The sequence below is a fragment of the Arsukibacterium sp. genome, from assembly GCF_018402695.1.
Classification (GTDB): Bacteria; Pseudomonadota; Gammaproteobacteria; order Enterobacterales; family Alteromonadaceae; genus Alishewanella.
The window spans coordinates 166629-182830 of record NZ_JAGYIM010000024.1 but is presented as its reverse complement, the minus strand read 5'-3'; the positions used below and the strand labels follow the sequence as shown (position 1 = coordinate 182830).

The following is a 16202-nucleotide window of genomic DNA, read 5'->3' as shown; positions in this document are numbered from 1 at the left end:
CGATGTAGTCCTCTTGCTTAACCGATAACACTGCGCTGGACAATGAGCTTAATGGCTTGGCTGCAAGTTCACAAGACCCCGATACGCCTGGCTTCAAATGATTACGCAATGGTAAAAGCTGAGCGTGCCGGTTAGCCTGTTTAAAACGGCATAGGGTATTGCCGCAGATATTGCCTGATATCGTCACGTAAAGCCTGATCAAGCGTTAAACTAAAAGCGGCAATATTCTGCGCTAACTGCGCCATGCTGGTGGCACCGATAATAGTAGAGGTAACACCCTCAACCTGGTCTACCCAGGCTAACGCCAGTGCCGCAGGGTTTAGCTGATAACCTGCCGCCAGTTCAGTAAAAGCTGCAATAGCCTGTGCAGACTGAGGCGTGTCACGAAACAGGCCGTGACGCTGCAGCATACTCCAGCGGCTACCTACTGGCCGGGCGCCGTTCAGGTATTTGCCGCTTAACGCGCCGCCAGCCAGTGGTGACCAGGGTAAATAAGCAATATTTTCATGCAGGCACTGTTCAATCAGATATGGCCAGTCTTTGCTATGTAACAGGCTGAATTCATTCTGGATTGACACCATTTTCGGTAAGTTGTGTTCAGCACTGAGTTTCAGGTACTGACTGATGCCCCAGGGTGTCTCGTTGGATAAACCGCAAAAGCGGATTTTGCCAGCGTTGACACAGTTTTGCAGCGCCTGCAGCAAACCTAGCATTTGCTCAGTCTGCTCAGCCGCGTTGACCTCGGAGAAACCAATATGCCCAACAGCATGCCTGCCAAAATGCGGTGATACCCGATTCGGCCAGTGCAACTGATACAAATCCAGATAGTCAGTTTGTAATCGTTGTAAAGAGTCATCTACTGCCTGCTGCAAAGTGGCTGGCGTCATAATACCGCCACCACGAATGTACGACAAACCACTGCCTGCCATTTTGCTGGCCAGAACAATTTGCTCACGTTTACTGCGGTTGCGGCTTAGCCAGTTGCCGATAATCCGTTCAGTCGCCCCGTAAGACTCAGCGGTTGGCGGCACCGAATACATCTCAGCGGTATCGATAAAATTAACGCCCTGCGCCAGGGCATACGCCAGCTGTTCATCGGCATCTTGCTGGGTGTTCTGGGTACCCCAGGTCATGGTTCCCAGACAAACCCGCGACACCTCAACATTGCTGCTGCCAAGTATTGAATATTGCATAAGTAATCCGTTGTTAAGTCTTCAGCTTTCCGTTATCAGCACCAGCAAAACCTGCTGTCTGAACAAAGTTACGTTGCAACAAGCGCGGTTAAGGAAGTGCTTCCGGCCGGTGTACTTGCTCAGGAACCACTGCCTGCGCTGCCATTTTTTCCTGAGCCAGTTCTTTATCATCCTGATCCGGGCTGATCCCATCCTGCGGCAGTTGCTGACCGGTGTAACACAACCGGATCAGCATCGGAAAATGATCTGAGCCGATTGATGGTAAACGCTGGATCTGGCGCAGGGTAAAATGACTACTATGAAACAAATGGTCCAGCGGCCAACGCATAAACGGGTAATCAGCATGGAAGCTGTTATACATGCCCCGACCGATCCTTGGATCAAGCAAGCCGCTGACTTTTCTGAACAAACGGGTTGTTTCAGACCAGGCAACGTCATTTAAATCGCCAGCGACAATAACCGGCGTTTTAATCTGTTTGATACTGGCTGCCACCACCAGCAATTCAGCATCGCGCTCCTCTGAACTGGCATTTTCAGTGGGGCTGGGCGGCGCCGGATGCAAGAAATGCACGGCAATCCGGCTACCATCGCTTAATTCAACTTCAGCATGCACAGAGGGCACGCCCTCCTCCACTAAAAATTGTAACGACGGATTATGCAGTGGCAACCGCGAATACACATGCATACCGTATAAATTATCCAACGGACATTTAACACTGTAAGGATAGTCGCTGCTTAGCTGGTCAAGCTGTTGCTGCCACCAGCTGTCGGATTCCAGCGTTACCAGAATGTCTGGCTGATGCTGCCGGACTAAATTAATTAACGCCTGGGCATTGCGGTTGGGGGCCAGCACATTGGCATTTAGAATGGCAATGCATGGGCTGTCACTGTCAGCCGCGGTGGCCATTACTTCTTTACGAAACAATGGGGTGTAAGGCACTATCCACCACAACTGGAAAATCAGACAACCGCCGCTAATCAGTAGCATGGTCCACTGCTCAGTCTGGCTGAAATCTATCAGCAGCAGCTGTACAACCATAATAATTAATGCCAGCACAGCCAGTTGCAGCCGGGGAAAGTCCAAACCTCGCACCCACCAGGCTTCAAACCGCCATAATGGCAATAATGTTAATGTTGCTAGCAGCAGGCTGGCCAGCCATAGTCCGCTTATCATTAATTTTTTCCTCTGTAACTAATACTTTGCCACTGTAGGGGCTTAGCCGGTAAATTACCAGTAATACCCCGGTGCTAATCAGAATAAAAAAACCTAACAAAAACGCCACCCGAAGGTGGCGTTTTGCTCAGACAATTATCTTATAACGATAAATCTTCTACCGGATAACCCAGAGCTTCCAGTTCTGGTCGCAGTACTGCTGAATCACCCACCACCACTATCACCATATCTTTTGGATCAAAGTGTTGTTGCGCCAGTTGGTTTATCTCCTGTTTACTGATGTTGGCAATAATTGCATTGCGCTCATCAACAAAGGTAGGAGCCAGGTCATGCTGTAGGATCTGTGCTAAAAAGCCCAACTTGGCATTTGGCGTTTCATATTTTAACGCGTCACGCTGATTCAGCGCCCGGCGCATAAACGCCAGCTCCGGGTCGGTCACGCCATCGCTACTGAAGCGGTTAAGCTCGTCAATAAACTCTTTTACCGACGCCGCAGTCGCATCAGCCCGTACTGCAGCAGAAGCAATAAACACCCCGGTATAACCGTCAGCATTGAAACCGGTACGGGCACCGTAGGTATAACCTTTGTCTTCCCGCAGGTTCAGGTTGATCCGGCTATTAAAGTTACCACCAATGGTAAAATTAGCCAGGCCGGTTTTGAAGTACTCGCCGGTAATGTCTTCGGTCAGACTGCGTTTACCAATCCGGATCTCAGACTGCGGCGAGTCATCTTTATGCACCAGATAAATTACCGAGCCACGGCTGCTGTCTGCAGGGACCTGCACATTCACCGCCGGGGCTTTACCGGTAAACTGAGTCAGCGGCGTAATGGCCTGTTGCAGCTCAGTTTTGGCTAAATCAGACACCACGATTAACTGGCCGCCATCTGGCTTAAAGTGGCTTTGATAATACCCTTTAACATCTTCCAGGCTCAGATTAGTCACACTGGCTAAGGTACCGCCCCCTGGCTGCCCTAAAATACTGTCGCCATACATTAATTTGCGAAACGCATTGCTGGCCAGATAACCGGCATTTTTCTCTGATTGCTGAATACCCTGCAACCGTTGCTGCTTCAGACGATTAAAATCATCTTCATTAAAGGCTGGTCGCAACATCTTCTCCATCAGTAAATCAATGGTCTTATCCAGATTTTTGCTCAGGCTTAATACATACAGCTGAATGTGCTCATCGGTGGCACTGATACTGATATAACTGCCCAGCTTTTCCAGTTCCAGGGCAATTTGTTCACCGGTAAAGTTAGTGGTATCTTCATTCAGCATCGCCGTTAGCATACTGCTTAAGCCGGTTTTATCCGGGCTTTCGTAATACAGGCCACTATTGAGCTTTAACAGCATGGCTGTAGTTGGCGTTTCATCGCTGGCTGCGCCTAATACCTTAATGCCATTGTCCAGGCTGCTTTGCCAGTAGGCAGGCACGGTTACAGCGGGGTTAACACCGGCTTGCGGCTCAACGCTACGGTCAAAGTCATCAACGGCACGACGCACCTGTAAATCGTCGGCGCTGGTGGTTGAAGGCCCACCAAAATCCAGCACTTCCGGGCTGAAATTATCGGCTGCGGCAATTAAATCCAGTTTGCCGCGCGGCACGACCGACATCACCACTGAGCCTTTACCTTTCAGGTAAGTATTGTAAACCCGCATCACGTCTTCTTTGGTTACCTTATTAACCCGGTTTAAATCGTTCTGCAGGTTATCCGGGTTACCGGTCAGGGTTTCATTTATTGCCAGTTGGCTTACTTTGCCAGACACACTTTGCAGGCCGTAAATGGTATTGGCCTCCATTTGCGCTTTCACTTTAAGCAAGTCATCGTCATTAACCCCGCGTTGCTCAAACTCAGCCAGGCTTTCCTTAATCAGCGCTTCAATATCAGCCAGGTTTTTGCCGGATGCCGGGTGTGGCAGCGCTAATAAATTAAAGGTACATGCCAGTTCCGCACAAGGATGATTAACATTGGCCTGCACGGCTATCTGGGTTTTTACCAGGTTTTTATAGAAAATAGAGTTTTTGCCACCACCGAGAATTTCGGCCAGCACATCGAGCGCGGCTTCATCTTCATGGCGCAGATAAACCGTTGGGTAAGACATATAAATCAGCGGTAAATGAACATTATCTTCCATTGAAATATAACGGTCGCTATCCAGTGATACCGGCTGTTTTGGCGCCGCGGTGACTTCCGGCCCCCGTGGAATAGAACCGAAATACTGTTCTACCAGCGGCAGTACTTCATTGGCCGTTACCGCACCACCTATGGTCACAGTAGCATTATTCGGGCCGTACCAGCGCAAAAAGAACGCTTTTACATCATTTACGTTGGCCCGGTTTAAATCGTCCATATAGCCGATAACCGGCCAGGAGTAAGGGTGGCCGACCGGATACAAGGCTTGTGATACCCGCTCACCTAAACGGCCATAAGGCCGGTTGTCCACCCGCTGGCCACGTTCGTTTTTCACCGTTTCGCGTTGTACTTCAAACTTTTCTTCCGTTACCGCATCAAGCAAAAAGCCCATCCGGTCCGCTTCTAACCACAGCATTTTTTCCAGCTGATTCGAGGGTACCGTTTGAAAGTAATTGGTCCGGTCAGAATTGGTGGTGCCATTTAGGGTACCGCCGGCTTCAGTAACAATCCGGAAATGCTCTTCATCACCGACGTTTTCTGAGCCCTGAAACATCATATGTTCGAAAAAGTGGGCAAATCCTGATTTACCCAGCTCCTCACGCGCAGAGCCAACATGATAGGTCACATCGACATGCACCAGCGGATCAGAATGATCTTCGTGGACAATTACTGTCAGACCGTTATCCAGCTGATATTTTTTATAAGGAACCGATACCCCATTTTTTTGCTGGGTGTGTTCGGTTATTAACTTTACGCCTTGTGGCAGTTGCGGTGCAGAGGGTTGTTGGCTACAGGCACTGATACCAGCTACCAGCCCCATCGCCAACATTATTTTAGATAATTTCAAAGCAGATTCTCCAGATTTTTTCTTGTTGTCATTTTATTTACAAGCTCATGTTAAGTGTTAAAGCTCCCGGAGTCATCAGCTTGGTAATATTTTGAAACACTTTAATGACAATTTGCGGTCAGTGACATTATTTTGCGGTCTGAAGTTGCTGCGCCAACCAGCTATAAGCCTGTTGCTGCTGCTGGGCATTAAATTCGTGGCCAAGTTGCGGCCACATTTTTGTACTAAGCGCCGCTGGGGCATGATAGGCCTGCCATACTGTTGCCATACGCTGATAAGCGTCGGCAACTCCGGCAGCGGGCATCAGTGGGTCTTTACCGCCATTAATAAACAGCATCGCTTTTGGCGCTGCCAGACTGGCCACATCAGGAATATCCAAGTGGCCCGCCAGACCAGGATGCAACATATAGAAGGCCGACTGGCCACTTAAGATATTGTTACCCGGCACCAGCAGGTGCTGATACCTATTCAACCAGGCTACCGCCACTGCAGCTTTTATATCGTCCGTTAATGCCGCCAGCTGCCAGGCCCGGAACGCTCCCATCGAAAAACCCAGTGCCGCCACCTGTGTCTTGTCAACGGCAGGTAATTGTCTGATAAAGCGCACCAGTTGCAGATCTTCATATGCCGCCATGCCAGCCAGCGAGCGACCCAACAAGAAAAAGTTACTGGCCAGCGCCTGCTGCTGCTCAAACTCAAGAGGCCCGCGATCACTCCAACCCAGGGTATCAGCAGCTACCACTAAGTACCCCTGTTTTGCCAGCTCATCACCGACAAAGTTGCCGGAAAAATAGCGTTCACTCCACTGCGCGGCGCTGGCAAGTTTTGGGTTATCAGCAAAGGGCCGGATCATCTTTTCTTTGCCAATATCAAAGCGGGCGCCGTGGTCATGCAGCAGCAACACCGCGGGCAACGGGCCGCTTTGCGCCGGACGCAGCAGTAACAGCTTTACCCTGCTATATGTGGTAAGTTGCACCGACCATAACTCTGCCTGATACCCCTGGCGCAGCTCGGCTTTTTCCAGTACTGGCGCAAAGTCGACCGACTCTGCCGGCCAGAGCAGACTCTGTCGCAACAGCTCGCGGCCGTTCGTCCGCCACTGCGCTGGCGTGGCAAAATTACCCGCAGCCCAGCTGGCCGGATAATGTTGCTGTTGCTGTAACTGCTGATAGAAATCCGGCAACGGGCTGTCTTTCATCACCGACCCGGCCTGTGTCACCATGCTAAGCGACAGTGCAAACAAGCCCGAAAATACCTTGATTATGCGCATAATATTATTCTGATCCTGTAAGAGCTATCGACCCTGTTGCTTGCAGCTACAAAGTATCCCAGCTTTAAGCACAGATATAGCCACAACTCACCATTAATTCCATATCTGAAGCAACCACCGGAGAATTGTTGAATTAACTTGAAGCAAAAACACTGAGCGCTTAGCTTAACCACTCAACTGTGGAGTGTCATATGTCGTTATTCAGCCCGTTGCTGCTGTCATTCTTACTATTGGCTACTGTCGATAATACAACTACCGACGCCTGGCAAACTTATTACCAGCAATCTGCAACAATGCTGGCCGCTGATCAGGCTATGATCAGCACAGAGCTGGCAACCCTGAAGTTAACCGATGCCCGGCTACCAGCTGCAGCCCGCCGTTTTGGTTTTGAGATTACTGCGCCTGCCAGCTGGTATCAAAGCGCAGCAGGCAAGGCCGTTGCCGATAGTATACTAACCCTGCAAACCCCGTCGGGCGGCTGGTCGAAACGCACCGATATGAGCACACCGCGCCAGGCGGGTCAGCATTTCGGGGTAGAGCCAAATTACGTACCGACCTTTGATAACAGCGCAACCACCACTCAGCTGAGAGTATTAGCCCGAGCCTACACCGCAACGGGTATTTCAGAATATGCTGAAGCGTTTTACCGCGGTTTACAGCTTATATTTGCGGCACAATACCCTAATGGTGGCTGGCCCCAAACCTATCCCCTGCGCGGGGGTTATCATGATCACATCACCCTGAATGACGGTGTCAGCGCTGACATTTTGAACTTGCTACTGGATGTCAGCAGGCAAACCGGTGATTTCGGCTTTGTCAGTAAGCAGCTGCAACAACAGGCGCAGCAGCACTTTGACCGGGGCATTGCTCTGCTGCTTCAGTTACAGGTTAAATCTGGTGGGGGCTTCACAATCTGGGCCGGTCAGTATCAGCATCGCACGCTGGCGCCTGCCGCTGCCCGCGCCTATGAAATGGTGGCGCTGGCCAGTGCCGAAAGTGCGGCTATTACCACCCTGCTAATGCGCATCAATAACCCCGAGCCTGCCGTCGTTAGGGCTATAGAGCAGGCGATAAGCTGGTTTTTGCAAAACCAGCTGGAAAATGTTTACTGGCATCCGGTGGAGCGGGTATTGCTGAATAAGCCCGGTAGCCATCGGATCTGGCCCCGCTTTGCCGAGATTGGCAGCAATAAAGCGCTGTTTGCCGACCGCGATGGTATTGTAGTGTACGACGTGCACCAGGTATCGCTGGAGCGGCGTCAGGGCTATGCCTGGTATACTGCTACCCCGGAACAAGCGCTTCGCCGCTATTTACAATGGCAAACTGAGCAGTAACTCAGTACGTAAATTTTATCCCGCTTTACTTGGTTAAAATATCGCCTGCCTGCTAAGCTTAGCCAAAGAATGCTAAGCTGCTAAATTATATTTAATTTATATATATTTAGCCGGATCAGATCGGTGCCGCCATTTCAGGGTCAGGGAGACAAGCGTGAAAGTTGTAATGCGATTTTTATCAGAATTACGCCGGCGCAAAGTTATTCAAACCCTTATTCCTTTTCTGGGTGTTATCTGGCTGCTATTACAAATTATCGCCGTGGTTACCCCGCTGTTAAATTTAAGCCCCTTTGTTGCTACCAGCCTGACGATTTTCCTGTTTGCCTGCTTTCCGGTAGTGTTTTACCTGGCCTGGTATTTTGATATTACGCCGCAAGGCATTAAGGTAACTGCAGTTGACTACAGCGAAACCCCTAAACCGCTGGGGCTAAAATGGTGGCTGGGGTTAAGCGTCGTGATAGTTGGCTCGCTGATGCTGGGTCTGCATTATTTTGATAGTGCCCGTACCGACTTTGCCAAACGCAGCGAAGGCCTGGTAAACAGCGTCAAAGCCAGTTCTATTGCCGTACTGCCGTTTCGGGATCAAAGCCCCGATAACGACCAGCAGTATCTGGCCGCCGGGGTAACTGAAGAGCTGACCGGTTTGCTCGGTCAGGTTGCTGGCTTGCAAGTGGCCTCAGCCAGTGCCGGCTTTGGTTTAGCCCGGCAAAACCTGCTGCCGTTAGACATTGCCAGACGTTTACAGGTAGACACCTTGCTTACCGGCAGTGTCCATACCAGCGGCAACCGGCTGCGCTTGCGGGTGGAACTGATCAACGCCGCCGATGGCATGACGCTGTGGTCCGAGAGCTTTTCCCGCGAACTGACCGATATCTTTGCCATAGAAACCGAAATAGCCCGGGCTATAGCTAACCTGCTGCAGCAGCGCTATATAGAAGCCGGCAGCCTGACGAACCTGAACAATACTGCCGATACGGACGCTTATTTAATGTATTTGCGTGGCCGTGAGCAATACCGGCTGCAAACGACCGAATCGATTAAAGAGGCCCGCCGTCTATTCGAGCAGGCGCTGGCGCTCGACCCGGAATATGCCATGGCCTATGTTGCGCTGGCCGACACCATTATTTTACTGGCCGAAGGCAGCGCCAGCTTTGGCGTATTAAAAGCCGATATTGCCGCCACCCTGGCCGAGCAACATTTAGCTAAAGCCTTAGTGCGGGCGCCGGAGCTGGCAGAAGCCCACGCCGTACGCGGCTTTTTGCTGTTTTATCTGCAAGATAATTACGATGCGTCTTTATCGGCGCTAAATAAAGCACTAAACCTTAACCCCAGTTTAGCCAGCGCCCATTTATGGCGATTTGTGGCGCTGGAGCAACTGGGCCGCAGCCAGGATGCCTGGCAAGCACTACAGCAGGCGCATAAACTCGACCCGATAGCCATTACCCACCAATATAATCTGGCGTTTAAACTGGCCGAACGTGGCGATATAGATAATGCGGAGCAGCAATACCGACAGCTAATCGCCGATTTTCCCGACTCGCCTATGGGCTATGCCGGCCTGGCCGATTTACTGACCCAGATTGGCGAGCTGGCCGCCAGCCTGGATTACTGGCAGCAGGCCTATCGCTTATCGCCGGATAACAGTAATTATCAGCACAATGCTATTGGTCTTTTACTGGAACTGGGTTTAGTAGAAACAGCAGAGCAAGCAACTGACGATCCTTTCTGGCAGGCCACAATACTATTGCGGCGTCAGCAGTATGAAGAATTATTTAAATTAATGGCCTTTCAGTTGGCAGCGAATCCGGACGATCCCTGGGTGGCTTTTGAAGCCGGCTGGTATCAGTTATTAGTGGGTGACAAGGCACAAGGTATTGAGCTACTGCTGCAAGCGCATCAGTATTTTGCAGCTGCCGACTTGCTGAGCTTGCCGATGTGCAGTCCGGCCTTAGAAATTGCCTGGGCTTATCAGCAGCGCCAGCAAGCTGAAGCCGCCACCAAATTACTACAACAGTGCAAAGATAGCCTGCCACCCGCTGGTCCCAATGGTTATCAGGATATTTACCGCCGTTACCTGAATGCCCGGCTGGCGGCATTGCAAAATAAACCAGAACTCGCGTTAACCGAACTTAGCGCGGCAGTAAACCAGGGCTGGCGCCAGTGGTGGACCCAGCATGACCCGATACTGGCGCCAATAACTGATAGCACTGAAGCCAAAGTGTTATTCAGCACAATTGAGCGAGACCTTAAGCAGCAACAGGCAAAAGCAAAGGCGCAATTGCAAACCCAATCGAGTAACTAGCAGCTGGCGTTAATTGCAACAATTAACCCCGGCGGCTCTGCCGATATAACATTAATAACAGCAAGCTAAATAAACTCAAAGTAGCAGGTTCAGGCACTGCCAGCGGCAGCACCACGAAGCGCTCCGGATCGCTGGTTACCAACCGGCTGTTTCCAACAGCAGTGCCAAGCCGAAAGCAACCACCCAGCTCGTCAATACACGCCGGCCCGCTGACCAGAGTATCAATATTATAAAACACATAACCTTCGGGCGCGGTAATATCCAGGCTGGCCCTTAGCGTATACTCGCCCGGCAATAAACCGGCCGGCATCGCCGCATTCATATAAATTTCGCGCCGGGCTTGTAAAGCTGCCCCCTCCTCTACTGCCACATCAGCCCCGCTAAATAGCCAGGAGTCGGCGCCGTTACTGATAGTCCAGCTTAGCAGCGACTGTGCTTCGGCAAAAAAGCTTTGGGTATAACCAAACAAATCTAACGCTTCGTCCTGATAAAACTGCCAATAGCAGGGGTCATCTTCAAACGGCGTATTACCATCCAGATAAACAATACAGTCTTCTTCCGGCACCGCCGAAATATCGTACTCGCCGGGACCTCTTATCGCAAGCGGCACCCCGGCAGCATAGTATTCTTCCCGTAATAAACCGGACACCAGCTCAGTTTCCGGCACCATGGTTACCCAGGTTGGAAAACTAACCGAAATACTGCCTTTGCCAGCGTTTCGTACTAAACCGGCTTCGGCTGTTACGCTATACACTAAGAAAAATAGCTGACTAGACGCCAGGGTCAGAAATAACAGTACCGCCTTAACGTTTTTCATCTTTAACTCCTTATTAAACAGAGTGACGGCGCCAGCGGTTAGCGGCGCAGTTTAAACACACTGGCATCAATACTGCGCTGCATCACTACCTGCAGCAGTACTGTCTGGTGCGGCATAAATACCCAGTCAATGTTGTCTGGCTCCAGCTTTAAGCCGGCGGTGTCGGTGGCGGCAACGCTGGCATAACCGACCGGCTGGCGTGGTGGTTTATAATGGGGCTCGGCATTAAAACTGATATACAACTGGTCCAGCTGATAGCGCTGGCGAAGCTCAGCCAGACTGGCCAGATTAAAATACAAGGTGCGATAAGCCGCATTATCACTGTAGGCATGCACCCCGCATAAAAACTGCTGATACAACCGCTGCTCAAATTTTTCGTCTTTTTTACCGGTACGATAAAACTCGACAAAATAGTCCTGCACATTATTGGCAAGATGATCGGTTAACTGGCAGACCACCTGACTGCGCTGCGGGCTGCGCTCAGCAACGTCCGGGTCAAGCGCATTAATTTGTTGCTGCCAGTTGAAGCTGTCGGCCAACGGCTGATAATCGCTATCTTCTACCTGCAACGCTTTGGCCAGGATAGTTTGGGTAAGCGGGTTTTTTGGGCCTTTGTCTTTAAATACCAGGGTGCTGTGGTTTTCGTTATCCAGAATGGCCAGCGCAATCTCGCCTTTACTCTGGCTGTAGTGCAAACTGCCCGGTAATATGCATTGTTGCTCGTCCAGCGCCAGCTCTATCCGGCGGCAATTAAGGTTAGCGCCGCTGATCCGTACCGTGCCGTCAGAGCCAGCTTCATTGGCAATGGCACTGACCCCGGAATAACCGGTATTGCCGGTCATTACCGTGGCCAGAATTTTACCGGCGCCGTACCAGCTTTCATTACCGAATAGATCTTTAAAAGCCAGTTGCTGACTATAGGGTGAGGCTAACTCCAGCCCTTTTAAAATTTGGGTACCCGTCTGAAAACCTGGCTGGCCCCAGCCTTTAACAGCCCGGCCAAAAAAACTGCGGCCCTTATGGGCCAAATGCGAGCCAAAATTAGCCGGTGCCATCATCACAAAGCGTTTTACCGGATTATGGCTGGCGCTGTAAAACTGGGTCAGCCATTGCCTGGCCACCAGCGCACCCGTGCTGTGCACTACTAAATCAATGCTGCGATCGTCGGTGGGTAAGCCCATTTCATGCCAGGCGCGCTGCATGGCCATGGCTAAATCGGTATAGGTCACATCATCGTGCATTGACAGCCAGTCGCCCAGATGTAAATGCACGGTTTTTTTATTCGGTAACTGCTTAATAAATTTACTGATAGCGGCAAAAGAGCGACTGCTGTCGCTCCAGCCATGCAGAATAATGACCGGGTTGTCCATGTTGTCTTCCTTGTTGCAAACCGGAAAACCAGACATCACCCGCAACAGATGCAGATCTTGGTTAAAAAATTAAAAAAAGCTTAAGTCGAACAAGCCAAATTACCTAAAACCAAAAGAGTATAGCAAGCTTTATTAAGGATGCGCTGATGCAGCAAGATTAATAGCCCTGCGCTTTTAAATAATCCAGCGCCGCCGTTATCGCCGTAACCTGAGCCAGAATACATTGCTCCGGGCTGGCATTCGGGCTATCGGGATACACTTCGGTAGTGGTGACATAAGGCGCATCGGTAATGCCGCCACACAAACCCAGGGCTTTTTTCGGGTAGTTTACCACCCCGGGCTGGCTGATCGGCTCGCCAATTAAGCAGCCATTGCTATCTGCCGGTGCTATCTGGGTCACGTTACCCACTGCCTGATTAATCGCCTGTTGAAAATCAGCAGCTGGTTTTGCGCTATCGCCTACTACATAAAAGCCGTCGGGGATATCCCAATTGGTATTAATCTCGCCATCGCGCGCTGCTTTTGCCGGCCGGAACTCGCTATTGTCTGAATCAGTAGTCTCATGTAAATCAATATGGGCCAGTACCGGTAAGCTTAGCTGCTGCAGAAAGCGAACTACTGCCGCCGATTCCGCCACCGGGCTGTCTGCGGTAAAATTACGATTAGGATCCAGCGCCAGCGGATTCCAGCGGTTAATCGTTTCATAACCCCAGGGGCTGATACAGGGCAACACGACAAGATTAAAGTGATCGCTGTAATTCGCCGCTTCGGTTTGCAAAAAACGAATAGCGCCCTGGACACCACTGGTTTCATAGCCGTGCACGCCACCAGTCACTAATACGGTCACTTTGTCAGCGGCTAAATCATTACTGAATGCGTACAACGGGTAACGGTCTGCGCCGTACTGGCGATAATCCAGCTCGCCGTATTGCTGGCGGGTAAACTGAGCGGTAACCTGTTCCAGCTTAGCCAGTACCTGCTGCTGATAACTACGTTGAATGCGCTGGCGACCCAACCATTGTGTTTTTTCTGCATCGCCCCATTTCTGTCCTGCGACCCCGATATCGTAATCCGGATTTGCCGTCATTGTCCTTTCTCCATTGCTTTTTTATTTACGCTATCGCCTTTTCACAGCACAGGCAATTTGGATTCGTTGCCCTGCAGTGTTACTGCGCTTAGCGGCAGCGAACAAGGGTATCTTCTATTTTGTCGAACAAACCTGCCGCTATTATCCAATATCGCCAACGGTTCGATTTGGCTACAGTTACAGGATATCTTCCCTGGCTGCAACAGGCCGGTTGTTCAATCTGATCACACATTAAGGAGTCTGACATGGGTTTACTGGTTAATGGTAACTGGCAGGATAAATGGTACGACACCGACAGTAACGATGGCGAGTTTAAACGGGAAAATGCTCAGTTGCGAAACTGGGTAACCAGCGATGGCAGTGCCGGGCCAACCGGTGAAGCAGGCTTTAAAGCCGAAAAGGGTCGCTACCATTTATATGTTTCGCTGGCCTGCCCCTGGGCCCATCGCACCCTTATTTTTCTGCAGTTAAAAGACCTGACCCAGTATATTAGCGTCTCGGTTGTCAGCCCCGATATGCTGGAGCATGGCTGGGAATTTGATAAGGCCAACCACAGCACTGGCGACAGCTTATTTAACTATGACTTTGCGCACCAGCTATATACCCGAAACCAAAGCGATTACTCTGGCAGAGTGACAGTGCCGGTGCTGTGGGACAAGCAGCAAAACTGCATCGTTAGTAACGAGTCGGCCGATATTATCCGCATGCTTAATACGGCTTTTAACCACCTTACCGGCAACACAGACGATTATTACCCGGCTGATAAACAGCAGAAAATTACTGAGATTAACGAGTTGGTTTACAACAACATCAATAATGGTGTGTATTTATGCGGCTTCGCTACCAGCCAGCAGGCTTATGAAAAAGCCTACAACAAGTTGTTTGCAGCCTTAGATAAAGTAGAAGCGATACTTGCCAGTAGCAGATACCTGACCGGAACACAGATAACTGAGGCCGATTGGCGCTTGTTTACTACCCTCATCCGCTTTGATGCCGTATACCATGGTCATTTTAAGTGTAATAAACAACGACTGGAAGACTACCCGAACCTGGCTGGCTATACCCGCGAGCTTTATCAATGGCCTGGTGTGGCAGATACGGTCAATTTTTATCATATCAAGCGCCATTACTATTACAGTCACACCATGATTAACCCAAGCCAGGTCGTGCCGGCCGGGCCGGAAATAGATTATAACCGGCCACATCAACGCGCCGGTGTTTAAGCCAGTTTATGGCTGACTAAATATAGACATCAGTGGGAATTGTGGCGTGTAGCCATCCCCCTGGCCAGTTTAACGCTATACTTGCAATACGTGTTAAAATTTGTAATCACATGGAGGGGTGCAGGTATGCAAAACAGGGTTATGTTAGCCAGCCGAAACAGAAAGTGGCCAGCCTGGCTAGCCGCTGTTCTGCTCCCCCTCCTGCTAAGCGCTTACAGCAGTCAGGCTGAAACATTACGGGTAGCCGTACCCGATTATCCACCTTATACCTATGTTCAGGATAAAGAAATTACTGGTGAGGGGTATCGGGCGTTCGCCGACATAATGGCTGAGCTGGGCGTTCAATACCATGCTGAAGCCGTGCCGCATTTTGGTCGCTCGTTAATTGATATGGAGAATAAGCAGCTGGATGCCATGTTGCTGGCTACCGAAAGCCCTGAGCGCAGTGCGTTGGCTGAATACTCTGAGCCCCTGTTTTTTGCCGACTGGGCCTGGGTTTGGCTAGCAAAGCGGCACGATATTCGGCCAGACAGCCAGCAATTTAAAGATGCTGCTGTTGTCTCAGCCCAGATGAACAGCAATATCTACCGCTGGTTGGCCCTGCAGCAATATCAGATAACACCCGGTACCAGCAATATCAGAGGTTTATTTAATCTGCTGGACCATGGCCGGGTAGACGCCATTATGTTACCTGCGTTAACCGCCACCACGTTAATCAATAAATATCAGCGCGATGAAGCACATTACAAGATTCATAAACATATTCAATTACCTTACGGCATTTATATCAGTAAAACTTATCTTAAAGGCCATCCCGATTTTATGCAGAGATTAAATCTGGCAATTAAAAAATATAATGACAAAACAATTAATTCGGTAGCAGACAAAACTGAAACCGTCGCGCCAAAAAATTAAAATCCTGAACCTGGTTGCTTTAAAAACTCAAGCTCTTCTGCCGTCGACTGCCTGCCCAGAATAGCGTTGCGGTGTGGATAGCGACCAAATCGGTCGATTATTGCCTTGTGCTTTAGTTCAAACTGGTAGTTTGTTTCCGGGGCCTGCTCTTTATACAGTTGTTCGGCCAGCAGATGAATCGTTGCCGATTCACTGTGCATATAAGGTAGCAATAAAAAACTACGTTCATCCGGGTTTAACTGTGACAGCGCGCCGCCGGCGACGGCCTCCTGAGCTAATGCCAGTGCCATTGGGTCTTGCGCAAAAGCCGCAGCCGTGTCGCGATACACATTGCGGGAAAACTGGTCCAGTACAATTATCTCCGCCAGCCGGCCTTGCGCATCACTGCGCCAGCGATACAACTCGCCCTGCTTTGCTTGCTGCAACACATCACCAAAACGGCTGGCAATGAACTGATCAAAATCCGCGTCTTTGGCCCACCATTGACTGGGTTTTATTTCGGCAAACCAAAAATCTAAAATCTGTTGCGGCAT

General features: G+C 50.3%; 12 protein-coding genes. 4 read left to right on the top strand and 8 right to left on the bottom strand.

Annotation, left to right across the window (positions count from 1 at the left end; genetic code table 11):
- Positions 1–140 precede the first annotated feature (140 nt).
- The 4 genes from KG631_RS16710 to KG631_RS16695 form a co-directional block, all read right to left on the bottom strand.
- Positions 141–1193 carry an aldo/keto reductase gene (locus KG631_RS16710; protein WP_214000787.1) on the bottom strand — a complete coding sequence of 351 codons (1053 nt, stop codon included), beginning with the start codon at positions 1191–1193 and terminating at the stop codon, positions 141–143.
- Between the two features lie 88 nt (positions 1194–1281).
- Positions 1282–2367: an endonuclease/exonuclease/phosphatase family protein gene (locus KG631_RS16705; protein WP_214000786.1), complete on the bottom strand. Its 1086-nt coding sequence runs from the start codon at positions 2365–2367 to the stop codon at positions 1282–1284.
- Between the two features lie 140 nt (positions 2368–2507).
- Complete coding sequence (locus KG631_RS16700; protein ID WP_214000785.1) at positions 2508–5351, bottom strand: pitrilysin family protein; 2844 nt, start codon at positions 5349–5351, stop codon at positions 2508–2510.
- Between the two features lie 127 nt (positions 5352–5478).
- Positions 5479–6621 (bottom strand): alpha/beta hydrolase family protein, encoded by a 1143-nt coding sequence (locus KG631_RS16695; protein WP_214000784.1) that lies wholly within the window; start codon positions 6619–6621, stop codon positions 5479–5481.
- 191 nt (positions 6622–6812) lie between these two features.
- Between KG631_RS16695 and pelA the strand changes: the two genes are divergently transcribed.
- Positions 6813–7955 (top strand): pectate lyase, encoded by a 1143-nt coding sequence (gene pelA / locus KG631_RS16690; protein WP_214000783.1) that lies wholly within the window; start codon positions 6813–6815, stop codon positions 7953–7955.
- Positions 7956–8109: 154 nt separating this feature from the next.
- Positions 8110–10257, top strand: a complete 2148-nt coding sequence (locus KG631_RS16685) for a tetratricopeptide repeat protein (RefSeq protein WP_214000782.1) — start codon at positions 8110–8112, stop codon at positions 10255–10257.
- Between the two features lie 22 nt (positions 10258–10279).
- On the opposite strand, the gene KG631_RS16680 is transcribed toward KG631_RS16685, so the two are convergent.
- From KG631_RS16680 to KG631_RS16670, 3 genes are all read right to left on the bottom strand, one after another.
- Positions 10280–11074 (bottom strand): PEP-CTERM sorting domain-containing protein, encoded by a 795-nt coding sequence (locus KG631_RS16680; protein ID WP_214000781.1) that lies wholly within the window; start codon positions 11072–11074, stop codon positions 10280–10282.
- Positions 11075–11112: 38 nt separating this feature from the next.
- Positions 11113–12444, bottom strand: a complete 1332-nt coding sequence (locus tag KG631_RS16675) for an alpha/beta hydrolase (protein ID WP_214000780.1) — start codon at positions 12442–12444, stop codon at positions 11113–11115.
- Positions 12445–12601: 157 nt separating this feature from the next.
- Positions 12602–13531: a M14 family metallocarboxypeptidase gene (locus KG631_RS16670; RefSeq protein ID WP_214000779.1), complete on the bottom strand. Its 930-nt coding sequence runs from the start codon at positions 13529–13531 to the stop codon at positions 12602–12604.
- Positions 13532–13776: 245 nt separating this feature from the next.
- On the opposite strand from KG631_RS16670, the gene KG631_RS16665 reads away from it, so the two are divergent.
- Positions 13777–14754 (top strand): glutathione S-transferase family protein, encoded by a 978-nt coding sequence (locus KG631_RS16665; protein ID WP_214000778.1) that lies wholly within the window; start codon positions 13777–13779, stop codon positions 14752–14754.
- Positions 14755–14880: 126 nt separating this feature from the next.
- Positions 14881–15669, top strand: a complete 789-nt coding sequence (locus tag KG631_RS16660; RefSeq protein WP_301003943.1) for a transporter substrate-binding domain-containing protein — start codon at positions 14881–14883, stop codon at positions 15667–15669.
- On the opposite strand, the gene KG631_RS16655 is transcribed toward KG631_RS16660, so the two are convergent.
- Complete coding sequence (locus KG631_RS16655) at positions 15666–16202, bottom strand: DUF924 family protein (RefSeq protein ID WP_214000777.1); 537 nt, start codon at positions 16200–16202, stop codon at positions 15666–15668. The two genes, KG631_RS16660 and KG631_RS16655, sit on opposite strands and share 4 nt — an antisense overlap.